The following is a 23,363-nucleotide window of genomic DNA, read 5'->3' as shown; positions in this document are numbered from 1 at the left end:
GCTAGGATAAAGTAGGTATTCAAGGAGAACAGAATGGATCTAAGCATACAGCTACTCAATGCGCGTATTAAACAACAACAGTTTGATGAGCTTGATAACGACTTTAAAAAGCTCACTGACGCACAAAAAGTGATGCAGCTTAATTATCTGTTTGAAAGCGCGTTACGCATGAGTATTAAATACGATTTTATGCAAAATATTGCCGTGCGAATTTTAGCGAGCAATACGCCACCAGCGCCGTTTATTGAACAGCTAACCAGTTTAGATGCACTGAGCTTTTTTACTCCTGCGCTTAAATTAAATAAAGGCTTTATTAGTACAGATAGCCATGGCAATAACGTGTTACATAATGTGTTCAAGCACGCAGCGCCGAGCCAATTGCCTTTTAACTATGTTCGCTCGTTAATGTTATTTGAATCTAATGAAGAGCTACTGCATGCATTGGCGCAAATCAATCAGCACGGGCTCACTCCTGTGGCCAGCTATATCGTTTATGCACATAAGCCCAACATACCGGTAAAACATGAGTTTTCAGCCTTACTGGCATTAATGGAAATAGAACAAAAACAAAATCCTAGAGCAAAATTACAATTGCTTGAGGCATTAAAAAACGACCCTCCAAGCGAAATTACCTTGCTGTTAAGCGCCGCATATTTACAGCGCTCTACTGAACAAGTTGCGGCACTAATCTGATAAGTAATATTCTACGCTGGTAACCACGCGTACATTTTTAATTTGCGGTGTGTTTGAATCCCGATCGCTAATACTAAACTGCCCTTGGCGTGCGGTTTTAATTTTACCTAAAAGGGAGTTTGAATCTTTCGCAAATTTATTTGCTACTTCACGGGCTTTTTCTGTGGCCTCTTGCACCATGGCAGGTTTTATATCGTTAAGCCCAGTAAAAATATATTCAATACGAGTTTGATAGTTATCTTGGACTATAGCTATATTTTGTTTAGCTAACTGACTCACTTTACTCAGTGCGTTTTTAACTTTATCGGGGGCATTAGAGTAAACAATAATATTTGAGCTAATAACGTATCTAAACGTTTGATTGTCGTTCGCGTATTCACGCGCTTGCTTATCAATAATAGATTGAGTGCCTGTCGATATTTCCTCATCGTCAAAGCCATGTAGCTTTAAAAAGGCAATTACGGCATCGTTTTTTTGCTCAACTCGCTCAACAAGCTTTTCAAGGTTGTTATCGGCGTCATTAAACTGCAGCGGCCAAATAACAGTATCAGCGACCACTTCACGCTCTGCTAAGCCTTTTACCTGAACAGTGCGCTCCATGCCTTTAATATCAAGCGCAGCTCCTTTGATGATAAAGCCCAATGCAATTAAGCCGATGCTTAAACAAACTGCTGCCATAACAACGGTTACATTCGATATTTTATTCACTTCACTCTCCTTGACCAATATCAATAATAAGCATGTTCACGCTCGAAAAAACACAATAAACAGGTTACATTGAGACAGTACAGAACGCAAAACTTAATCAGCCAAGGAAACGCAATGAGTCTAAAACGTATTAACCAGTTTTTTAACCCAAGCTCTGTCGCTGTTATTGGGGCATCAAACACCGCCACTCGCGCGGGTAATGTGGTAATGCGTAACTTACTGCAAGGTGGCTTTAAAGGGCCTATTATGCCCGTTACCCCAAATCATACAGCGGTACATGGCGTATTGGCTTACCCCAGTATTGAAGCCTTACCTAAAGTGCCTGATTTAGCCGTTATCTGTACCAATAAAAACACCTTAATGAAAATTATTGAGCAGCTAGGTACACTTGGCTGTCATAGTGCCATTATTATTGCGGATGGCTTAACCACAGTTCAAAAAAAGGCACTCAAAGAGAGCGCAGCTAAGCATAAAGTCACCCTGCTTGGCTCAAATTGCTTAGGGTTACTTATTCCGCATATAGGCTTAAATGCAAGCTTTTCTCATACTGTTGCCACGCCAGGTAAACTGGCTTTTGTATCGCAATCTGCAGCAGTTTGCGCAACTATTCTTGATTGGGCAAAAAATAAAGAAATTGGCTTTTCATACTTTGTATCTATGGGGGATTGTTTAGATATTGAGTTTGACGAAATACTCGACTTTTTAGGCCGTGATGCTAAAACCAAAGCCATCTTACTGTACATCGATAATATTGATGATATCCGCAGCTTTATTTCTGCCGCTCGAGCAGCCGCATTTTCTAAACCTGTTATTGCTATTAAAACTGGCAGAACCAGCGCAGGGGCTCTCGCCGCTGAAATACACACCGGCGGAAAACAAAGCTCAGATGCGGTATATGATGCCATGTTTCAACGTGCGGGTATGCTAAGAGTAAACGACTTACGTGAGCTCTTTGCCGCCACCCAAACCTTGGCAATGCATCCTAAGTTACTGCAAGTAGAGCAACTTACCATATTAACCAATGGTGGCGGCCCTGGAGTGATGGCGGTTGATGAACTCATTCAAAGTTCAGGAAAACTTGCTCAGCTCAGTGATGAAACTCGCGAAGCACTTAATAAAGTGATCCCGCATTCAGACACCGCTGCCAATCCGGTCGATATTTTTGGCGATTCTGCGCCAGTGCGTTATAAGCATGCGTTAGAAATATTACTAAATGCTAAAGAAGTTAAAAACTTACTGATCATCCACACTCCATCAGCTTTGGCCCCAAGTGAAAATTACGCTCAGGTTATTGTTGAGGCACTAAATAAATTACCGAAAATGGCACGCCCGTATGTAATTACTAATTTTATGGGAGAAGATGCTGCTTTTGCTGCAAGACGCATCTGCGCTAATAACGCCATCCCTACCTATCGTACCCCAGAAGGGGCGGTAGGCGCCTTTATGCACTTAGTAAGCTACCGTCGTAACCAAAAGCATTTAACTCAAACGCCAGAATCAAATACTGACGATGCCACTATTAATAAAGCAGCAGCGAAAGCGACTATAAAAGAGTTTTTAAATGATGAACAACATTACTTATCAACCCATCAAGCAAGTCATATTTTAAGTAGTTACGGCATTGACTGTATTCAAACTGAAGTTGCCTACACTCCAACCGAAGCCAAAGAGCAAGCAATAGAGCTGGGCTTTCCGGTGGCATTGAAATTGATTAGCCCCAGTATTCCCTCTAAGTCTGAAGTCGGCGGTGTCGTACTAAACCTCAATGATGCGCAAGAGGTAGAGCAAACCGCATTTGCCATGCTGTTAAGAATAAAGAACACCTACCCTGATGCCATAATTGATGGTTTTTCGTTACAAAAAATGGCACCTCGAGCGGGAGCTAACGAGCTGCGTATAGCCATTAAAACAGAGCCTAATTTTGGGCCGGTTATTTTATTAGGTGAAGCCGGTACAGGGCTTGAATATGCACAAGCCGCAGTCGCTTTGCCACCACTGAATATGAACCTAGCTAAATATTTAATTGCCGCCGCCCATGATAAAGGCGTACTTAAAGAGCGTGTTCTGCCAGAAAAAGTAGATAAATATCGCTTGTGTTCACTACTAACTCGAATTTCTCAATTGGTCGTAGATCAACCGGATATCACCTCGTTAGAGCTAAATCCTATTCTAGCTAGTAATGGCCAGTTTTTAGTACTTGATGCCACCATGAATTTGAATCAGTATCAGGCTCAAGCACATCGAAAACGTTTATCTATTCGTCCTTACCCTATTGAGCTGGTTGAACAAGTCACTTTAAAAAATAATACCTTAGCAACGCTCAGACCAATCAAACCTGAAGATGAGCAAGCACATCAAGCGTTTGACCAGTCATTAACCAAAGAAGATAGGTATAAACGCTTTTTTGGTGAGTTACCACAATTTAACCACGATCAACTCGCGAAAATGACGCAAATTGATTACGACCGCGAAATGGCGTTTATTGTTACCCAAACACAAGACGAGCAACAGCACACCCTAGGGGTTTCACGAGTGATTATGGACCCAGATAACTTACAAGCAGAGTTTGCTATTGTAGTACGTTCTGATTGCCAAGGGCTTGGATTAGGGCGTATTTTAATGAATGCAGCAATTTCTCATTGTAAGCGCCAAGGGGTAAAAACCGTTGAGGGGATCACCCTACCTGAAAACACTGGCATGATTGAGCTGGCTCGTAAACTCGGATTTAAAATTAGTCGTGATTTTGAAGAAGGCAGTATCAATATGTTACTCACATTAGAATAATTATTATGCAGAAACTTAGACAAACCATCAACCAAGTATTTGAGTCTTCAGGTAAGTACCAACGGGCCGGTCACTTTTTAGATGCCCTACTAATCACTATTATTATGATAAATGTGGTGGCCATCGTACTCGAATCAGTGCACAGCATTGCCACTGAGTACTACAACGAATTTTTAATGTTAGAGCTGGTATCGGTTGCCATATTTAGTGCTGAATACCTAATACGTGCTTGGACCTGTGTAGATAGAGTAAAATACGCCTCTATGGATTGCTCCAATACACAAAAGCGGATCCGCTATATTTTATCACCACTGGCTATCATCGATTTAATCGCCATTTTGCCAAGTCTATTAATGTTTTTCTTTGCTTTAGACTTACGTTTTTTACGCGTACTACGTTTATTAAGAGTATTTAAGCTCACTCGTTATTCACGGGCAATGCAGCTGTTATTACAGGCATTTATTGATGAATCAAGTTCATTGTTGGCTGCATTTTTTATTATGGCAGTAGTACTTATTTTAGCTTCATGCGGTATTTATTTATTAGAACATGACATTCAACCAGACAAGTTTGGCTCAATTCCGGCCGCAATGTGGTGGGCAATGGCAACACTTACGACTGTAGGCTATGGTGATGTTGTGCCAATAACACCCATTGGTAAGCTGTTTGGCGGTGTCATCACTCTAGTCAGCATGGGCATGGTGGCTATACCCACTGGTTTATTAGCATCGAGCTTTTCAGAGCAAGTTCGTAAACGTCGTCAGTTATTTGAAGATGCCACCCATGAGCAAATAACCGATGGTAAACTCTCCGACGAGCAATTACATCACCTTGAAGATCTTCGCTACAAACTTGGATTAAGTAAGTTAGAGGCTAATAAAGCGATAAAAGCGGAGCTTAATAAACGCAGCTCACACTTGTTTTGTCGCCATTGTGGTAAGCGCCCTTAATAAAACAATGTAATAAACGGCGCTTTAAGCTTGTGAGAATACAGGGTGCCAATCGCGCTCAATGAGCTCAAGCACTTGCTCTTTAGGCACAGCTTTACTAAATAAGTAACCTTGGAAGTAGCTGCAACCTTGAGCTTTTAAGAAGGCCAGCTGATGTGCGCTTTCAACCCCCTCAGCAATACACTCTTTACCTAAACTGCTGGCTAAAGTCAGAGTGGATTGAATAATCGCTTCATTATCCGAATCAATACCAATATCTTGCACAAAGCTCCGATCAATTTTTAATACATCGATGGGGAAACGTTTTAAATACGTTAATGAAGCATAACCTGTCCCAAAGTCATCCATGTATAGCTTACATCCGAGCTGCTTTAGTGCATCCATATTTTTAAGTGCATAGTCTGAGTCTCGCATTAAAATAGACTCTGTTATTTCAAACACAATAGCCTCGGGCGGCAGCGCTGCATTATTTAGTGCTTGGCGAATTTCAGGTATAAGCTCAGCAAACTCAAAATCAAGTGCCGATAAATTAATTGATAAATATAAATCGGGATTCACCTTGCGCCAACGCACCAACTGTACAAGTGCTCTTTTAAATGTTTGCAGCATAATTTTGGTAATTAAACCAATATTTTCAGCCACATTTGCAAACTCTTGAGTACTGGCTAGTTGATTCTCAGGCCAACGTAGTAATACCTCAAAGCCCTCAGTTTTTTGTGTAGATGTACTAATTATAGGCTGATAATAATTACAAAACTCGTGCTCGTGATACGCTTTGATCAATTGCGACTCTAAATGCAGGGCCCTTTCAACTCTTTGATTCATTTCTTGTTTATAGAACTTGTAACACCCTTCTAAACCATCTTTAGCATAATAGAGCGCCACATTTGATGCTTTTAACAGCGCCTTGTAATGCGCAGCGTCATCAGGGAAAAGCGCCACACCAATACTAAGGTGCACATTTACATTTTGGCTATTCATAGCAATGTCTATATTCACGCAATCCATAAGCTTGGTGCATATAAGTAATACTTCTTCTATTTGCTGAATGTCTTCAACTAAAATAACAAATTCATCACCACCTAAACGCGCTATGCTATCACAGGGGCGTAATGCTGTTTTTAAGCGGTTTGCCACCAGCTTAATGATTTCATCGGCGTTTTCTGTACCAAATGAGTCATTAAAGTATTTAAAGCGTTTTATATTTACATGTAATAGAGCGACTTTGCTGTTATGACGACGCGCTTGATCTATGGCATGCACAGCTCGGTCATTAAACAAGGTTCTATTTGGCAAGCCCGTTAATGAATCGTAATTAGTTAATAGATGCAGCTCGTTCTCAGCTGATTTCTGCGCATGAATATCCGTTAAAATAACCACATAGCTACTCAACCTTTTACTTTCATCCGCTACAGCGCTTATTTTAACTAACACATGACGCTGCTCTTTATTAGCCAGTACCACAGTGTCTTCACATGAGAAGTGCTCGCCTACTTCAAGCTTTTGCATAATGCGTAAATAGTCAAAATAGCTACTGCGAGTCAAACCTAAATTAAGCGAGCGAGTTGAACGAGGCTCTGCCGATACAGCAAAAGCCGTTTGCAGCGACTTATTTGAAGCACGTATGTTAAAGTTTTTATCTAAAATAAATACCCAATCTCGGGTTTGTTCAAACGCGGCGGTAAATAATCGAGCGTGTTCTTCAAACACCATTTCGCGTGTCATATTAGTATACGTACCCGCTACTTTTTGCGGTGTTGTTTCATCCCATTCAACCACTTTGCCAAAGTCTTTGTACCAGCGCCAATGACCTTTGGCATGACGTAGTCGGTAAGTACAGTTAAAGTATCCTTTGTCGGTTGATAAAAATTCTAACCACTCCAACCTAAAAATGGCACGCTCTTGTGGATGAACTTTATCTAAGTAGTCATCTAAACTGACTGAGTCGTCTTCATAACCTAACTCGTTGACCAATCTAGGCTGATAAATATTTAACTGATTTGCTTGCCAATCCCAAACACCCGACTCACTTCCCTCTAGCGCCAGCTTTAAACGTGCCTCGCTATCTTGGCTTTCTTTGTGTGCGGCTAATAAAATACGCTGTATTTTATTACGTCTCATTACCCAAGCTGTCACTATTGTGAATAACAAAATAGCATAAAGTGCTAAAAAGTAAGGGGCGCGCCATAATGGGTATTTCACTTTAATATTTAACGTCGCTGGCGGGGTATAGTCACCCGTCAACGGATCCTTTGCCCAGACTTTTAACTGATAGCTACCGGGGTTTAATTTAGGAAACACCACGCGATTATTACGGGTATAACTTTTTTTACCTTTGTCGAGCTGATATTCGTAAATAATACGTTCTTGAAAGCTAAATGACATCGCTGAAAATGCAATTTCAAGCCCTATATCATCATGATTTAAAGTAATATTTTTTAATGGCTGTTGTAAGTTAAGCGACAAGTCTCGAGACATTAAGTTAATGCGAGTTATGTTGACGTGATCTAACAAACCTTGGCTATTTTTATTCTCTTTAGGGTCAAAGTAAGTAAAGCCTTTAAGGCTACCATAGGCAATTCGTCCGTCATTTAATTTGGCCATAGCACCACTATTAAATTCAGCAGAAAGCACTCCATCTGATGTAGTAAATTGCTGAAAATGGATGGTGCTCGGGTTTAGTCGCCATATTCCTTTATGACTACTCATCCAAATCATTCCCTCTTCATCAAGCACCATATCGTATAATAGTGTGCCTAATTTATTTTTATCTAAATCAATGGTATGTACTAATTCATAGCTATTGGCATCAATTCCAATCAAACCAAAGTTAGATAAAGAAAGCCACAGAATCCCTTGCCTATCTTCAACATACGAAAGAATGCTCACTGCAACATTGTCATGGTGTTTAGGTACTTTATAAAGGGTGTTTAAACTGCGCTCATCCGGGTTAAATTGGTATAACACTCCACCGCTAAAAAATAACGGCCTCTGCGGCTTTGAGGGTAATGGCGGTAAAAAGCCATAGGCTAAAAACGGGTCAAATTGAGAAAACTCGCCCTTTAATGGAGTTAGCACCTGGCTATCAACATTATATTTAAACATGCCATGATCAGGGTGAACAAAATATAAATCACCATTTTCTAGCAAGGTAATACCATGCATCCAATCGTTTATAAATATTTGGTTTTTGGGGCTGGCAGTTTTAGGTTGGGTAAGCTGCTGGGTTTGCGGGTCAAAAATAAACAGTCCTCGGTTTGAGTGTAACCAGAGTTTATTTTTATAAGGCATAATTTTGAAAACGGTAAATTCTGTGGTTAGTAAATCAACTTTATAATCTTTTAAATACACCCTTGAGGTGTTATTTTTTATATCAACAGCCGTTAAACCGTTATGAGTACCTAGCCATAACTTATCTTGAAATTGTTTAATTGCCCAGACTGAGTGATGTGAAAATCCATCCCCTCCTAAAGCACTGCCCTCTACATTATAAAATTTATAGTTGTCACCCGATAAATAAAAAGCACCATCAGTTTTAGTCGCAAGCCACATACCACCTGATTTATCTTTTACCATATCAATAATACTGGTATCGGCAAGCGTGTATTTACTTTGTTGAATGCGTTTATTTTTAACCACTATTTTGGTAGTTAAATTAAAACTAAGCAGGCCTTTATCGGTTGCTAAATCAACAATCCCTTGCTGATTATCAATATCCCAAACATTCAAGTCAGCCAGTAGCTTTTCACTTGTAAATGCCTGCTCACTATTATTAAACAATGTCTCTATATTACTAATATCAACAGCATATAAGCCTTTAACAGCTCCAACCAATAACTGATTACTATCACCCAGTGCAAATGACTTCACATTGTTTTGATAGATGTGTACATCGGTTTCGCTTAAATGCTCTAAGGGGCGTACTTGTTGCGTTGCAATATTAAATACATAAGCACCATCTGTACTGCCAATAAAGATATAGCCATTGTAATGAAACAAGGTACGTACAAACGCATTTTCAAATTGCTCAGGCAGCTTAAATAAAGGAGTAATAGAGCCACTGGCTATATCAAGTTTTGCAAACACTCTGCCTTGACCAACCCACAAGGATTTATCATCTGTGGCTAACATGGTAAAAACAGACTGCTGAAGAATTTGCTCTTCTGTAACTGGTTTTTTTAAATACTGCTGATAGGTATCTGTTTGCGGGTCATACCTAAAAAGCCCTGCTAACAAGGAAGCAATCCAAATTTGCCCTTCTGGATCTTGGTATATGCGATCAATAATGGCTTCTTCTAACTCACCATTTGGGCCATTAATTGGAATAACCTGATAGCCGTCGTAGCGATTTAACCCTCCTTCGGTAGAGAGCCATAAATAGCCATTATTATCGATAAGCATAGTATTAACGTAACTTTGAGATAACCCTTCGCTTGGTGATAGCCGTTTTACTTGCGCTGTTGCAGCAACGCTAATGAGCATAAATAGCACAAACATGGCTGTGATAAACCTATTAATACTGATGCCCATGTGTTTCCTATTACTGATTTAGGGTTGCTGATATTTCAATGCGATAATATTTCGGTGCTTATATGCATCAAATAGCGTTAATAATGCAGGAGTATATGTTAACACCTGGTTAAAACCAAGTGCCTGATAAAAATCAGTAATGTGTTGGTAAGCGAAGGTGTAAACAGCGTCGGCTTGCTGACTTAAAAGAGTGCTTAGCAGCTTTGTTGCCACACCAGTGGAACGATATGCAGGAGCCACAAAAACTGTCGATAAAAATAAAAAAGTTGGTTTGTGCTGTAAGCGGCACGCAGCAATAATAGTGTGGTTATCGTAAGCAACCCACAATTGGTCTTGTTTATTGGCGCGACCCCGGACTTTATATAAGGTATAAAACTTATTTATTAAAGGCGCTTTCACTGATTCTAATTGTTTAATAACAATCATAGCAAGCAGACCCTAACTAAGCATAAGTGCCAAATATTGCTCAAACTTTTGCTTTAAAAAACCTTGCTCTGCAACTGGGCGACTGTGCAGGGTATCATAAACTTGCTCACGCGTTTTCTTGCCACGCTTAATTTGATATGCCCAAAATGAAGCTTCGTAATCTAGCTGAATCTGATATTTTTGCTCTCGTGGTAAATCACACAGGTTATAACTCATATTCCCCTCTTTTACTGGCCTAATAAAACTTAGATTATACGTTTAAACTTATAATAAACTAACTTTATAACGAATAAAAAAAATCTACTTTAAATAATCTAAGGGTATCAATAATTGTTAATGATAGGCTCTGCTAGATTATGACTAGAAACTGGGCAAAAGACAGCCAATTTGTTATTATACTCGCCTATCCATTTGCCCCAATAGACAGGAACTGCTGACGTGTTTAAATACTGTAAAGGGTTGCTTGTATTAATAGGTTTAATTTTTAGTAATCCGTCATTTGGCCATAGTTACAGTTATACATTTAATCGCCCGCAGAACACCCAGCAAGCAAATTATACTATTGAGCTATTACAATTAGCGTATACAGATATGGGCTTTAAATTAAATATTATCGATTTTAATCGTCAAAATGCATTATTTGCAGCAAACAGTGGCATGTTAGATGGGCAGCTTGCTCGTGATATTAGTATTGAAAGTGCATACAAAAACTTAATTCGGGTTAACTATCCGTTATTCAAATTTAATCTTAAGCTTTATAAGCACTGTGAACCCAGCTCTACTAAAACAATGGATAGCGTTGCCATTATAGCCAGCTACCCTGTACAACAGCGATATTTAGACAGTATTGATTTTCAAGGCAAGGTTATTGAGGTAAAAAATAATACCACTCAATTAAATTTACTGATCCAGCAAAAAGTAGAAGCTGCATTACTGATTGATTTTGCGATGGCCAATAAAACCATTCCTCCCGCTTTAGGCTGTTATGAAAAACAAGTGGTTGCTACCTACCCGCTTTATCATTATTTACATATCAGTCATGCGAGTATTGCTCAACAGCTTGAGGCTACACTTAAGAAATTACACAACAATGGCACGGTCGCTAAACTCAGATCAAAGTACAAACTACAATTTTAAAAATCAAAGCCTTGCTGTTGTGCTGGCGAAGCGGCTTGCGCAGCTTTCTTTTTTTGCTGTAAATAACGTTTATAGCGTTGTTGGCATAGGCTCAATACTTTCTTTTTTTGCGCATTGGTCAACGAATTCCACGAAAATCGCTCATCACGACTGCGATAACATCCTTTGCAGTAACCCCGATTATTAACCAAGCAAATACCTTTACAAGGGCTAGGAATATCAAATATTTCAATTTGTTGCATCAAACCCTCCAGTATAAAAAAGTATAGCTTGAGTATAGCGCTATTTTTGTTTAAAAAAAAAGCAGCAAATTAATTGCTGCTTTTATCTACGCCTAAACTGTTAATTAATGTTCACAGCTTTGTTCATCTACTTGTGTTTTTCTATGGTAGGGCTTAGCGTACATTGCTAGTACTAAAGGCCTTAATTCTTCTGGCACTTTTGCTAAACGCTCTGCAAATTGTGCTGCATCATTTTTATTTATAACCGCCTCAGTACATCCACCTGCAATATAGTTACCTGGGTGTAAATAAAACGAATCAATTATTTGCTTATCAATGGTTTTTGCCAGCTCATCTGCACTATCGCAATCTGACTGAATAGGCTGGCCAAACGATAAGTGCACATGCCCTTTGGCTGAACTAAAGCCTTCAACAATACTAGCAATATCTTCACCCGCCGATTTCACGTATTTACCATGGTGTTGTTTATGATAGAGCTCTTTTGCCTTCGCTATTGCACAGGGTTCATATTGGTAAGATATTGCAACCGGCACCACTTTTAGCTCTTTAATGTACTCACCAAACTCTTTCTTTTGTTTACGTCCATTTAGTTGTAGCATTTTTAACAGTGCAGGATCGGTTTGATCTACACCGTCTTTAGCCCGACCTTCTTTTTGAGCAATCCAAATAGAATGCCCACTAGTAAGCGAGTCATAAATATAAGCCGATAACTGAGTCAACGCTTTTAACATCTCTTTTGGGGCTTTAGCTGAGCGTTTTACAATAAAGCTTTTATTCAAACGCATAAGCTCAGTAATGTAAGGAATTTGCAATAAGTTATCACCAATCGCAATTCTCACTGTTTTCATTTTATGCTGATAAAGGCCCCAATTAACTAATGCAGGGTCAAGTACAATGTCTCTATGATTTGAAACAAAAAGATAGGCTTGATTAGGGTCTAATGCCTCTAAACCTGAAAAAGTAACGTTTGATGTGGTGCGCCTTACTAATTTATTTAAATAATGCGCCACTTCGTTTTGTACATCTTCAACTGTTTTAACTTTGCCCCACTTTTTACGCAACTGATGTTTTATTATAGCGCGTGCTAAAAACCCAACTGCGGATATAAAGCGTGGCAAATTGTACTTTGCTATCACATCAAGAAACGCATTATCGTTAATTAATCGCGTTAATGAGGCGGCAACTTCATCGTCATTGTAAGGTCTTATATCTGCGTACTTATCTTCTAATTCAATCATTTACTGCATCTACAAAGTTAAAAACGACACGTTAAAACGTCCCGTTATGTCTGATTTTGATTATAACTCAAGCAAAAGTACGAAACTAGCAATACTAAAGTTCGATTTACTGAGTTTTCATAGCGTTATAGTTTAGTACTGAGCATTATTGTCAGACTAACTGCCTCATGTGTATAAACTATAGCTATTAATTATTAATTCAAATGGATAGACCTTACTAATTGCACTTTGTTCAAGTTAACTTAGCAAGGCAGTTGGCCATAATAACATGCAAGTTAACCCTCAGTGGGCAGACCACATTTAAATATAGCTCTACAACTGCTAATGTAAACGCAATCTGATAAACCCAATAATATTCAAATAGATGATACTCTTTTTAACACAAGTACTTCGCGTACTGGGATTATCATTCTTTTTACACATACACTATTAGGACACATCGTGAACATAACAATTCTTGATAACGCCACACTGGCAAACACCTCACTTGATGGTATCTCAGCACTTGGAGATCTTACCGTGCATCAGCTAACTAGCCCAGAGCAAGTGTTGGCACATAGCCAAAATGCCGAGGTGTTAATCACTAACAAAGTAGTGATTAATCGTGACACTATGACACAATTAAAATCATTGAAACTCATTTGTGTCAGTGCAACTGGCACTAATAATGTTGATTTAGATGCCGCGAAAGACTTAGGCATTGCAGTTACCAATGTTGCCGGTTATTCAACCCCTTCTGTTGTTCAGCATACCTTTTCGTTGATTACTAACTTATTAGGTAATACTCACCGCTATCAAGCGGATTGCCAGCAAGGCGCATGGCAAAAAAGTGACATGTTTTGTCGACTTGATTACAGCTTTAATGACATTCAAGGTAAAACATTGGCTATTATTGGCGGAGGTACTTTGGGTAAGGCAGTATCTAAAGTAGCTGAAGCGTTTGGCGCTGAGGTGATTATTGCAGAGCGCAAAGGCGAAGCGTGTCGCGACGGACGCACCCCATTTGAAATAGCAATAAAAACAGCAGACATTATTAGCGTTCACTGCCCACTTAATGATGAAACACGCGACTTAATTACACTTAATGAATTAAAAATGATGAAACCAACTGCGCTAATTATTAATACCGCACGCGGCGGGATTATCAATGAAGCTGACTTAGTAGAAGCATTAAAAGCCAATATTATTGCCGGTGCCGGCGTTGATGTGCTGACCAAAGAGCCCGCTGAGCTGACCAATCCTCTGGCTAATTATACGGGTGATAATTTACTACTTACCCCACATATCGCGTGGGCGAGCACTGAATCTATCGTGCGCTTAGTAAAAGAAGTGGGTTTAAATATTGCAGCATTTAGTCAACACGAGTCGCGTAACCGCTTGGTTTAATGCCATAAAAGTAACTTAGTCAAAATTACTAAAAAGTGGCTTTTTAGATTTATATTTTAAAAAAGCCACCACCCCACCAAACACAACAAAAACAACCCATTGATTTTTAAGAATTTAAAAACTGGCTTGGTCTTTGCTATATTGTTTTTAATTAATCATCTAGGGAATAACAAAATGAAAAAAACACTTTTAATCGCTGCACTAACTGCTCCTTTTTTAACGGGTTGTGTAATCGCTGTATCTGATGGTGAAGCAGAAGGTCATTGGGCAGGCAATAGTTCTTCAAGCTGGCAGGCCACACATAAAAACAATCGTGAAATCATTTCAGGTCTGGCAATGGATAGCTCGTATCAGTCAGTATTAAACCAACTAAAAACACCTAATTTCACTGAATTATTAAAAAAACAGGATGATGTTTACCAAGTGTTGTTTTACGCAACACACAGCATTCATTCAGATGGAAAAATGACCAAGGATGAATGCACACCATTAGTATTTAAAAATGACAAATTAGTGGGGATTGGCAGCTCAGCACTATCAATGCTGACAAACTAAACGCTCACATGTTCCTATGGGCGCCAATTCAATCGCATTGCGCCCTGACTTTTTAGCATTATATAAACCTGAGTCAGCTTCTTCTAGCAATGCCTTCTCTGTGTATGCTTGACTGCTCTCACTTGAGGCAATACCAATGCTAATAGTAATGTGTGAAGCATTTAACGATGCGTTGTGCTCTATATTCAAATCATTAATGGCTTCACGTAACTTATTAGCAAATGCAATAGCCCCTTGCTGATTGGTTTCTGGTAATACGGCTACAAACTCTTCACCACCATAACGGGCAACAAAATCACTGCCGCGCTCACATTGCGCCGCTAGAGTTTGCGCCACAGCTTTTAAACAATCATCGCCAGCACGATGACCGTAACAATCGTTATAGCGCTTAAAGTGGTCAATATCGATAAGCAATACACACATGGAAGAGTTATTACGCTTACTTCTTCGCCACTCTCGCTCCAAATTTTCATCTAAATAACGTCTGTTAGGTATTTCTGTTAAACCATCAATAGACGCAAGCATTTCTAATAAATCGTTTTTTTGCTTAATAAGTAGTTGATTGCGTACACGCACTTTAACAATTGAGGCACAAAATGGCTTTACAATGTAATCCATTGCGCCTAATTCTAAACCTTTTGCTTCGTCTTCATGAGAGCTGTTCGCTGAGATAAAAATAATGGGGATCGCATGGCTAAGGCTACTTTCTTTAAGTTCCACCAGCACGTCGTAACCATTCATGCCAGGCATCATGATGTCTAAAATAATTAAATCTACTTGCGTATGCTTAACAAATGTCAACGCCTCTTCGCCACTTGCCACTAAGTAAACCTCATGCTCATCACTTAAAGTTCTTTCTAAAATGATTCGGTTAAGCGCATCGTCATCTACAATTAATATTTTTGCTTTATTTATCATTGCTTACATCTAAACTTTTTATATAAATTTGCACTCGCTCTAACTGTATTATTAATTATTTAATTGCAGCTGCAGCGTGCTTGCCATCCGCTTTTAATATTTGCTCAGTGTGTTGAGCACACAATAATAATCGGTTAAAACCTAAATTTCCTGCTATCCCTTTTAAACTATGCACTAAGCGTACCATTTCACTAGTATGGTTACCCCTTCACATTTAATAACGTACGCTCCTATAAAAAGAATGTATCAATTACTGTTTAATACAGTCAAAGCTTATTATTTATCAAAAATGCCTAACGAGATATGAACAAGTAATGAACTTAAATAGACCTGGCATAGCTTTAAATAAATTCATATCTTTTTTCTGAAGATCGATGTGTAGATATTTGACAAGCTAGATATACGTATTAATTAAACGTCAAACTGTTGACGTGTAATTAAGCGCTTTAATAAGCGATGAATCACCTAGATTAAATACTTAATTTTTGGCTCGATAATAAAATAGTAGATTATCGAGCCAAAGAACACTTATAAATTCTCCTCTGCAAATGACGCTAGTCGACTTCTTACTACACCATTAAGATTAACAGTAGCGCCGCCTTCAAAGTGCTTAAATCGCTCCACAATATAGGTAAGCCCTGAGGTAACAGCGGTTAAATAATTACTGTCTATTTGTGCTAAATTTCCGGTACAAATAAGTTTAGTTCCTTCACCACAGCGGGTAATTATGGTTTTGAGCTGAGAAGCCGTTAAGTTTTGGCTTTCATCTAAAATCACCACCGCATTTTGAATGCTTCGCCCACGCATAAAGTTTACCGATTTAAACTGAACATTGGCTTTTTCCATAATGTAATTACGGCTTGAAACAGGGTTCTCATCTCCTTTATGCAGCACCTCTAAGGTATCGGTTATGGCAGCCAGCCAAGGCGCCATTTTCTCTTCCTCGGTGCCAGGTAAAAAGCCAATCGATTCGGCAATTTCAGGGGTGTTTCGGGTTACAATCACTTTATCGTAAACACCTTTTTCAATCACCATCTCAAGTGCACAAGCAAGCGCGAGTAAGGTTTTACCACACCCCGCAGGGCCGGTTAAAATAACAAGTTCAATAGAGGTATCGAGCAGTGCATCTAGTGCCATTGCTTGGTAAATATTTTTTGGCTTTATTCCCCAAGCACTTTGATGCATTAGTCGCTCTGCTCCAATATCTTTAATGGTAATATGCTCACCATCGTAAGATTTGACTCTAGCGGCAAACTGATCGCCATCATCAAGTAAATACTCATTACAAAACACATCTGGGATTAAATCTTTAGGGATATGATGGACTGTTTCACGCCCGTGTTGCTCAGTGTTACACTCGCCAACATGCTGCCAAAAATCACCAGTAATTTTTTTATAGCCGCTGGTAAGTAAGGCGATATCGTCAATAAGCTGATCGGTACGGTAATCTTCAACATATTTAAGCCCCGCCCCTTTGGCTTTTAAGCGCATGTTGATATCTTTAGTAACCAGTATGACTTTTTTATCACTGTGCTGATTTTGTAAGTGCACCGCGCAATTAATAATGCGGTGGTCGTTTTCATTGCCCGGTAAGCCGGAAATAGAATCGGCAAATAAATGGTCATTTACAATCAGTAAGCTTCCCGTTAATCCGCCTTGTTTATTACTTGGTAGCGCAACCCCTTGTAACATTTGCTCGGGAGAGGCCTGGCTGAGCACTCCATCAAGTCCACGAATGGCCACTCGGGCATCGCGACTTACATCGTGTTTTCTATCTTTAATGTGATCAAGCTCTTCCAATACCGTCATTGGAATAACCACTTGGTGTTCTTGAAATGACAAATACGCGAGGGGTTCATGAAGCAATACATTGGTATCTAGCACATACATTTTACTATCAAGGTTCGAAGCTTTTTCCATAGCACTTTCCTTACGTTTTATGATTTTTATGCTATACCCAATAAACTAATCAGTGTGACTAATAAACTTGATTAATTACTTAGGTATAATTTGAGTTTAGTCTATTTGTCATAAAAGTCTGTTTTATGACAAATATCATTTAGTTTGAATTTCCTACAAAATCGGCGCACTAATCAGTGCTTATAGATAGGAATAATTCACACTTATAAAATTAATTAAAAGTCAGGCAAATAGCGCCTTGCAGTGGTGTTATCTAACAGGTAACATAGCCGCCTTTTTCTTCATAGACGAGACATACATGAATTTTTCCTTAGGTCAGCGTTGGATCAGTGATACAGAGTCAGATTTAGGATTGGGCACCGTTGTTGCCATTGATGGCCGCCAGGTCAGCATTTTATTTCCTGCCAGTGGTGAAAACCGTGTTTATTCTTCTGCAGAAGCTCCGGTAACCCGCGTAGCATTTAATCCTGGTGATGTGATCCGAAGCGTTGAGGAGTGGGAATTACAAGTTGAGTCAATTGAAGTACAAGGCGAATTACTGTGCTATCACGGTGAACGTATTGATAACGGTGAAAAAGTACAATTAAAAGAAACCTTTTTAGACCATTTTATTAAATTTAATAAACCACAAGACCGTTTATTTGCAGGCCAAGTAGACCGCTTTGATCGATACACTTTGCGCTACCAAACTTGGTTACACCAATTTGAACGCCAACAGTCACCTATTAAAGGTTTAATTGGCCAACGTGCCAACCTTATTCCGCATCAGCTTTATATTGCCCAAGAAGTAGGTAAACGTTTTGCGCCACGTGTATTACTTTCTGATGAAGTAGGTTTGGGTAAAACCATCGAAGCTGGCATGATTTTACATCAACAAATTATTACTGGTCGCGCCAGCCGTGTGCTCATTGTGGTACCTGAGAACTTGCAGCACCAATGGTTAGTAGAAATGCTACGCCGTTTTAATTTACGTTTTTCTATTTTTGATGAAGAGCGCTGCGACGAAGCGTTTGCTGATTCACCTAACGTATTTGATACCGAGCAACTGGTGCTTACCAGTCTTGAGTTTTTAACTAAGAAAAAACGTTGGTTTGAACAAGCTACTTTGGCCGACTGGGACTTATTAGTCATTGATGAAGCCCATCATTTAAGCATTAACAACAATAAACCTAGTGCCGAATACCAACGTATGGCTGAGCTAAGCCAAGACATTCCGGGGTTAATTCTATTAACAGCAACGCCAGACCAACTGGGTCATCGTAGCCACTTTGCACGCTTACAACTGCTCGACCCAGATCGCTTTTACGACTACGACGTATTTAAAGAAGAAGAAGCAAACTACAAAGATGTAGCCGAAGCTGCTAACCAACTACTGCAAGAGCAATCATTAGATGATAACGCTAAAGCAACCTTGATTGAGCTATTAAAAGAAACGGATATCACCGATATTCTTGAAACAGCACAACAAGGCGACCTTGAAGCACGTAAAGAAATTTTAAATATGCTTTTAGACCGTCACGGTACTGGCCGCATCTTATTTAGAAATAGTCGCAGTGGTATTGATGGTTACCCAAGTCGTAAATTACACGCCTACCCTATGGCTTTACCTAAGCAGTACAAAACAGCAATGACTGTACTAGGTAATATGAGCGGCATTCAAAATGCTGAACTCAGTGCACAACGTGCACTTTTCCCTGAAAAAATATTTCAAGAGTTTGAAGGTGAAAGCGCCAGCTGGGGTTTATTTGACCCCCGTGTAGATTGGCTAATCGAAACGCTAAAAACTCTCAAACGTGAAAAAGTATTACTCATTTGTGCTAAAGCCGAAACCGCAATCAGCCTTGAGCAAATATTACGTGAACGCGAAGCAATTAAAGCCTCGGTTTTCCACGAGGGCATGTCGATAATTGAACGAGACCGCGCCGCGGCATTCTTTGCCGATGAATACGATAATGCTCAAATATTATTGTGTTCTGAAATTGGTTCAGAAGGTCGTAACTTCCAATTCTCACATCATTTAGTGTTGTTTGATTTACCGCTCAACCCAGATTTACTTGAGCAACGTATTGGTCGCTTAGACCGCATAGGACAAACACAAGATGTGAACATTCATGTGCCTTACTTTGAAAATACGGCTCAGGAAGTGTTATTACGTTGGTACAACGAAGGCCTAGATGCATTTGAAAGCACTTCAACCACAGGGCAGTTATTATATAAAGAGTTTAGCGAAGACTTACTTGAATATATTGCAGCTCATAATTGTGACGAAGATGAGCTAGACCCATTGCTTGAGCAAGTAGCACAAAAGAATGCAGTATTACGTAAGCAAATGGAAAGTGGCCGAGATCGCCTACTAGAACTGCATTCATCAGGGCAAGGCGCTGCTGATTCACTTGTAGCTGACATTGAAAAACTCGATAATCAGTTTGAGCTACCAAGTTACATGATCAATGTGTTCGACACCTTTGGCGTAAGCCAAGAAGATAAAGGTGAAAACACCATTATTTTAAAACCCACTGAGCATATGCTTAATGCCTCATTCCCAGCTTTAAAAGAAGATGGCATGACGGTGACATTTGACCGTGATACCGCTCTTTCACAAGAAGATGTTCACTTTATTAGTTGGGATCACCCTATGGTGCAAGGCACTATGGACATGATTTGCGATGATGACTTTGGTAGTGCGTCAGTGGCGTTACTTAAAAACAAAAAGTTACCACCAGGAACATTCTTTGTTGAGCTAATCTTTGTTGCCGAAGCAATGGCACCAAAAGTACTGCAAGTGGGCCGCTTTTTACCGCCTACGCCTATTCGTATTTTACTCGATAAGAGCAGTAATAACTTAGGCGAAAACGTTGGCTTTGATGGCTTTAATCAACAGTTATCTGCGGTAGGTCGCCAAACAGCAAGTAAATTAGCCGGTGCATTACAAAGTGCGGTTCATCCAATGATCAACACAGCAAAAGACATGGCTCAACAAAAGCTGGATGTTATTCGTGCAGAGTCATTAACTAAAATGCAAACATCGTTGAGTGAAGAGCAGCAGCGTTTAGAGGCACTTAAACAAATAAACCCAAATATTCGCCAAGAAGAAATTACCTTTTACGATAAACAGCGCAATGAGCTAACCGCACATATTGAAAAAGCGCAGTTAAAACTCGATGCCATTCGTTTAATTGTGGTTTCGCACTAAGGGATCTTGCTGTGAGCTATAAGCTGTCAGTCGTTAGTTAAAGATTAACTAGCGTGTGTATTGAAAAAAGCGCGATATTTATATCGCGCTTTTTACTTGAGCCTTTGCGCTCGCTCCACTAAAATAGCGCACTTCAAAATCACTGAGGTCTGCCGTGTTAGTTAATTACAATCCCCCTATGAGCCCGTATTTAACTATACTGTTTCAAGACGATGATTTACTTATTGTAAATAAGCCTAGCGAGTTACTCACCGTACCAGGTAAAGACCCAAAACATGCCGATAGCTTAATTAATCGCGTCAACCGTGTTTTTCCTACGGCTAAAATTGTTCACCGTTTAGATATGGCTACCTCAGGGATACTTTGCTTGGCAATGAACAAAGCCGCTCACCGCCATTTAAGTATGCAATTTCAAGAGCGTGAAACGGCAAAGCGTTACATTGCGCGAGTTTATGGGCAACTTGAAAGTGAAACCGGCTCCGTTGATTTACCGCTTATTTGTGATTGGCCGAACCGTCCTAAGCAAATGGTTGATCACGACAATGGCAAACCTTCACTCACGCATTTTAAAGTGCTTGAACGTGAAGCACAGGCAACCCGTGTAGAGCTTACTCCGATTACAGGGCGTTCCCACCAGCTGCGAGTACATATGCTAAGCTTAGGCCACCCTATTTTAGGCGATCGTTTATATGCCCACAAAGACGCACTTGCTGCGGCTCCTCGCCTACAGCTGCATGCACAAATGCTACAACTCAAACACCCTGTAACGGAGCAAGTACTTACTTTTGAAGCTGAACCCGACTTTTAATACGGATTAATCTTTTAGTTATTTGCAGTAAATAGCTAAACTTTAAGAGTGCTACGCCGATACATAAATAAGATTTAAATTAAAAGCTTATTATGTTTATTACGCAGATGTTTAAAGTCATTATTACTACTCTTTCGCTTGGCTGTGCATTAATCAGTTTTCAAGTGCTTAGTGCTGAGTATATCGCTCCTCCTCCCTTTTCAAAAAATATTGATGCGGATATCTCTCGCCTAGCCCAAAGTGATGAAGTAAAGTCTATTTTAGTTGGTGATACTGAGTTTTTAACTTTATACAGTGAATATATGAGCGCCGACTTTAGAGGGGTAGTCATACTCATTCCTGACTGGCAATCAACGCCCACAAACAATTCCGGCATGAACTTTTTGCGTAAAGAGCTGAATAATCATGGGTACACTTCTTATGCGATGACAGTTCCTGATGTAGATTGGCAAGCAGCCCAAGATGACACAGCAAAAACGATTAATGATTCTGTGGGCACAAATAATGAAACAGCCAACGCAAATACTGAGCCTGACACCAGCACACAAAAACAGCCTCATCATGCCGACTATGTTGAGCAAGTAAATACCGAGGTCGTGGATAACTACAAGTTAAAGCTGCTCGCTCGCTACGAAGCCTTGTATCAGCAGGCAGCAATGGAGTCTGACAATATTGTTGTTATTGCACAAGGCACCAGTTCTGGGGTGTTGTTGGAGCACTACGCTGAATTTGCAGACTTAAAAATAAACGCCTTCATTAGTTTGAGTAGTTACCTTCCTAATACAAAACGCAATGCCAAGTTAAGCCAAATAACATCCTTGGTCACCCCTGCTTTGTTGGATATTTATTTTGCTACAGACAGTAACGATATTTTAATGAACCTTAAAAACCGTCAGCGTTGGGTTAACCGTAATGCAAAGTTTGATTACCGCCAGCGCCAGCTGTTTGGATTGCGCGACGCGCCGCAGCAACATGCACGCTTGAGCAAAGAAATAGACGGTTTTTTACGCCGCCTTTTTTAAATACTCGTAAGCGGCTTGAATATCTTGGCTTTTTTTAACCGCGACTTCCATCATATGCTTAGGTAAACCTTGCGATACCAGTTTATCAGGATGGTGCTGAGCCATAAGCTTTCGGTACGCTACTTTAATATCACGTTGCGACGCGTCTTTATTTAATCCCAATAAGGCCAATGCCTGCGAGCGATTCATATCATTACTTGGCGGTACATGATGTCCTGAGCCTTCTCGGTAACTACTGCTCTGACTTTGCTGCTGCCTAAAGCGCTGTTGTTGCTGCCTAAAATTAAACTCTGCTTGATAACGTTTTAGTACAAAGGCAAAGTGTGCTTTAGATACCCCCAACTGCTTGCTGACTTCTTGTAATAATTGCTTTTCTTGCGCGGCAAGCACGCCATCAGAAAACGCCATTTGAATTTGAATTTCTAAAAATAACTGCAGTAAATCGTAACGTTTAGCAAAACGTTCTTTAAAGTCATAAACTGTGTCTTTGAGTGAAAAGTCGCTGTCTTTACCTGATTGAAACGCTTGTTGAGCTTCACGGCGCTCTTCGCCTTTTAAGCCCATTTCATCCATAAATAGCGTCGCAGCTTTAATATGGGTTTCGCTTATTCGTCCATTTGACTTGGCGATATGCCCCATTACTGCAAAGCAGCTAGAAAAAAACAGTGCTTGGCGCTCGTTAACATCATCGCCCTTAAAAAGGTTAGAGAAGCCGCCAGCCTGATCAAAGTCTTTCTTTAGGCTTTTATCAAACATATGACCTAGGTATAAGCCTAAAATGGCGCCAAATATTTTGCCAAACATAAAACCAAAACAGAAACCGAGAATTTTTCCCCACATTTTAAAACTTACC

19 protein-coding genes are annotated in these 23,363 nt (G+C 39.8%); 9 read left to right on the top strand and 10 right to left on the bottom strand.

Annotated elements, in window-relative coordinates:
* Positions 1–33: 33 nt before the first annotated feature.
* Positions 34–693 (top strand): hypothetical protein, encoded by a 660-nt coding sequence (locus PUND_RS04495; RefSeq protein ID WP_010391603.1) that lies wholly within the window; start codon positions 34–36, stop codon positions 691–693.
* On the opposite strand, the gene PUND_RS04490 is transcribed toward PUND_RS04495, so the two are convergent.
* A complete protein-coding gene (locus PUND_RS04490; RefSeq protein ID WP_010391605.1) occupies positions 685–1,401 on the bottom strand; it encodes an SIMPL domain-containing protein in 717 nt (238 codons plus the stop codon). The two genes, PUND_RS04495 and PUND_RS04490, sit on opposite strands and share 9 nt — an antisense overlap.
* 114 nt (positions 1,402–1,515) lie before the next feature.
* Between PUND_RS04490 and PUND_RS04485 the strand changes: the two genes are divergently transcribed.
* Both PUND_RS04485 and PUND_RS04480 read left to right on the top strand, forming a co-directional pair.
* A complete protein-coding gene (locus tag PUND_RS04485) occupies positions 1,516–4,185 on the top strand; it encodes a bifunctional acetate--CoA ligase family protein/GNAT family N-acetyltransferase (RefSeq protein WP_010391607.1) in 2,670 nt (889 codons plus the stop codon).
* 5 nt (positions 4,186–4,190) lie between these two features.
* Positions 4,191–5,135 carry an ion transporter gene (locus tag PUND_RS04480; protein WP_008113346.1) on the top strand — a complete coding sequence of 315 codons (945 nt, stop codon included), beginning with the start codon at positions 4,191–4,193 and terminating at the stop codon, positions 5,133–5,135.
* A gap of 24 nt (positions 5,136–5,159) precedes the next feature.
* Here the strand turns inward: PUND_RS04480 and PUND_RS04475 are convergent, their stop codons facing one another.
* From PUND_RS04475 to PUND_RS04465, 3 genes are read right to left on the bottom strand one after another with little or no spacing between them, the layout of a single operon-like run.
* Positions 5,160–9,665 carry an EAL domain-containing protein gene (locus PUND_RS04475; protein WP_010391608.1) on the bottom strand — a complete coding sequence of 1,502 codons (4,506 nt, stop codon included), beginning with the start codon at positions 9,663–9,665 and terminating at the stop codon, positions 5,160–5,162.
* 18 nt (positions 9,666–9,683) lie between these two features.
* Positions 9,684–10,091 carry a GNAT family N-acetyltransferase gene (locus PUND_RS04470; RefSeq protein WP_010391610.1) on the bottom strand — a complete coding sequence of 136 codons (408 nt, stop codon included), beginning with the start codon at positions 10,089–10,091 and terminating at the stop codon, positions 9,684–9,686.
* A gap of 12 nt (positions 10,092–10,103) precedes the next feature.
* Positions 10,104–10,307 carry a DUF3283 family protein gene (locus tag PUND_RS04465; RefSeq protein ID WP_008113353.1) on the bottom strand — a complete coding sequence of 68 codons (204 nt, stop codon included), beginning with the start codon at positions 10,305–10,307 and terminating at the stop codon, positions 10,104–10,106.
* 222 nt (positions 10,308–10,529) lie between these two features.
* Between PUND_RS04465 and PUND_RS04460 the strand changes: the two genes are divergently transcribed.
* Positions 10,530–11,228, top strand: a complete 699-nt coding sequence (locus PUND_RS04460) for a type 2 periplasmic-binding domain-containing protein (protein ID WP_010391611.1) — start codon at positions 10,530–10,532, stop codon at positions 11,226–11,228.
* On the opposite strand, the gene PUND_RS04455 is transcribed toward PUND_RS04460, so the two are convergent.
* Both PUND_RS04455 and PUND_RS04450 read right to left on the bottom strand, forming a co-directional pair.
* Complete coding sequence (locus PUND_RS04455) at positions 11,225–11,470, bottom strand: DUF1289 domain-containing protein (protein WP_010391613.1); 246 nt, start codon at positions 11,468–11,470, stop codon at positions 11,225–11,227. The two genes, PUND_RS04460 and PUND_RS04455, sit on opposite strands and share 4 nt — an antisense overlap.
* A 104-nt stretch (positions 11,471–11,574) precedes the next feature.
* A complete protein-coding gene (locus PUND_RS04450; RefSeq protein WP_008113364.1) occupies positions 11,575–12,708 on the bottom strand; it encodes a 1-acyl-sn-glycerol-3-phosphate acyltransferase in 1,134 nt (377 codons plus the stop codon).
* A 441-nt stretch (positions 12,709–13,149) separates the two neighbouring features.
* Between PUND_RS04450 and PUND_RS04445 the strand changes: the two genes are divergently transcribed.
* Positions 13,150–14,094 (top strand): D-2-hydroxyacid dehydrogenase, encoded by a 945-nt coding sequence (locus PUND_RS04445; protein WP_010391615.1) that lies wholly within the window; start codon positions 13,150–13,152, stop codon positions 14,092–14,094.
* 174 nt (positions 14,095–14,268) lie between these two features.
* Positions 14,269–14,649: a DUF3192 domain-containing protein gene (locus PUND_RS04440; protein ID WP_008113368.1), complete on the top strand. Its 381-nt coding sequence runs from the start codon at positions 14,269–14,271 to the stop codon at positions 14,647–14,649.
* Here the strand turns inward: PUND_RS04440 and PUND_RS04435 are convergent.
* From PUND_RS04435 to PUND_RS04425, 3 genes are all read right to left on the bottom strand, one after another.
* Entirely contained in the window at positions 14,632–15,567 is a 936-nt protein-coding gene (locus tag PUND_RS04435) for a GGDEF domain-containing response regulator (protein WP_010391616.1), read from the bottom strand. The two genes, PUND_RS04440 and PUND_RS04435, sit on opposite strands and share 18 nt — an antisense overlap.
* Before the next feature lie 55 nt (positions 15,568–15,622).
* Positions 15,623–15,754, bottom strand: a complete 132-nt coding sequence (locus tag PUND_RS04430) for an Hpt domain-containing protein (protein WP_010391617.1) — start codon at positions 15,752–15,754, stop codon at positions 15,623–15,625.
* A gap of 341 nt (positions 15,755–16,095) precedes the next feature.
* Positions 16,096–17,487 carry a PhoH family protein gene (locus PUND_RS04425; protein ID WP_010391619.1) on the bottom strand — a complete coding sequence of 464 codons (1,392 nt, stop codon included), beginning with the start codon at positions 17,485–17,487 and terminating at the stop codon, positions 16,096–16,098.
* 298 nt (positions 17,488–17,785) lie between these two features.
* On the opposite strand from PUND_RS04425, the gene rapA reads away from it, so the two are divergent.
* From rapA to PUND_RS04410, 3 genes are all read left to right on the top strand, one after another.
* The gene (gene rapA, locus PUND_RS04420) at positions 17,786–20,680 is read left to right on the top strand and encodes an RNA polymerase-associated protein RapA (protein ID WP_010391620.1); all 2,895 of its coding nucleotides are present in this window, start codon (positions 17,786–17,788) and stop codon (positions 20,678–20,680) included.
* Positions 20,681–20,834: 154 nt separating this feature from the next.
* A complete protein-coding gene (gene rluA / locus PUND_RS04415; RefSeq protein ID WP_010391622.1) occupies positions 20,835–21,488 on the top strand; it encodes a bifunctional tRNA pseudouridine(32) synthase/23S rRNA pseudouridine(746) synthase RluA in 654 nt (217 codons plus the stop codon).
* A 92-nt stretch (positions 21,489–21,580) separates the two neighbouring features.
* Positions 21,581–22,510 carry a DUF3530 family protein gene (locus PUND_RS04410; protein ID WP_010391623.1) on the top strand — a complete coding sequence of 310 codons (930 nt, stop codon included), beginning with the start codon at positions 21,581–21,583 and terminating at the stop codon, positions 22,508–22,510.
* Here the strand turns inward: PUND_RS04410 and djlA are convergent.
* Positions 22,493–23,350, bottom strand: a complete 858-nt coding sequence (gene djlA / locus PUND_RS04405; RefSeq protein WP_010391624.1) for a co-chaperone DjlA — start codon at positions 23,348–23,350, stop codon at positions 22,493–22,495. The genes PUND_RS04410 and djlA overlap by 18 nt on opposite strands.
* Positions 23,351–23,363: the final 13 nt, after the last annotated feature.

It is taken from the genome of Pseudoalteromonas undina, assembly GCF_000238275.3.
GTDB classification, from domain to species: domain Bacteria; phylum Pseudomonadota; class Gammaproteobacteria; order Enterobacterales; family Alteromonadaceae; genus Pseudoalteromonas; species Pseudoalteromonas undina.
Note: the sequence above shows the minus strand (reverse complement) of the source record. Positions and strands in the feature narration are given on the sequence as shown.

Excerpts from the sequence above, each read along its gene's own strand:
- PUND_RS04495 (WP_010391603.1), top strand. The coding sequence starts at position 34 with ATGGATCTAAGCATACAGCTACTCAATGCGCGTATTAAACAACAACAG.
- PUND_RS04485 (WP_010391607.1), top strand. The coding sequence starts at position 1,516 with ATGAGTCTAAAACGTATTAACCAGTTTTTTAACCCAAGCTCTGTCGCT.
- PUND_RS04480 (WP_008113346.1), top strand. The coding sequence starts at position 4,191 with ATGCAGAAACTTAGACAAACCATCAACCAAGTATTTGAGTCTTCAGGT.
- PUND_RS04475 (WP_010391608.1), bottom strand. The coding sequence starts at position 9,665 with ATGGGCATCAGTATTAATAGGTTTATCACAGCCATGTTTGTGCTATTT.
- PUND_RS04470 (WP_010391610.1), bottom strand. The coding sequence starts at position 10,091 with ATGATTGTTATTAAACAATTAGAATCAGTGAAAGCGCCTTTAATAAAT.
- PUND_RS04465 (WP_008113353.1), bottom strand. The coding sequence starts at position 10,307 with ATGAGTTATAACCTGTGTGATTTACCACGAGAGCAAAAATATCAGATT.
- PUND_RS04455 (WP_010391613.1), bottom strand. The coding sequence starts at position 11,470 with ATGCAACAAATTGAAATATTTGATATTCCTAGCCCTTGTAAAGGTATT.
- PUND_RS04450 (WP_008113364.1), bottom strand. The coding sequence starts at position 12,708 with ATGATTGAATTAGAAGATAAGTACGCAGATATAAGACCTTACAATGAC.
- PUND_RS04440 (WP_008113368.1), top strand. The coding sequence starts at position 14,269 with ATGAAAAAAACACTTTTAATCGCTGCACTAACTGCTCCTTTTTTAACG.
- PUND_RS04435 (WP_010391616.1), bottom strand. The coding sequence starts at position 15,567 with ATGATAAATAAAGCAAAAATATTAATTGTAGATGACGATGCGCTTAAC.
- PUND_RS04430 (WP_010391617.1), bottom strand. The coding sequence starts at position 15,754 with ATGGTACGCTTAGTGCATAGTTTAAAAGGGATAGCAGGAAATTTAGGT.
- PUND_RS04425 (WP_010391619.1), bottom strand. The coding sequence starts at position 17,487 with ATGGAAAAAGCTTCGAACCTTGATAGTAAAATGTATGTGCTAGATACC.
- rapA (WP_010391620.1), top strand. The coding sequence starts at position 17,786 with ATGAATTTTTCCTTAGGTCAGCGTTGGATCAGTGATACAGAGTCAGAT.
- PUND_RS04410 (WP_010391623.1), top strand. The coding sequence starts at position 21,581 with ATGTTTATTACGCAGATGTTTAAAGTCATTATTACTACTCTTTCGCTT.
- djlA (WP_010391624.1), bottom strand. The coding sequence starts at position 23,350 with ATGTGGGGAAAAATTCTCGGTTTCTGTTTTGGTTTTATGTTTGGCAAA.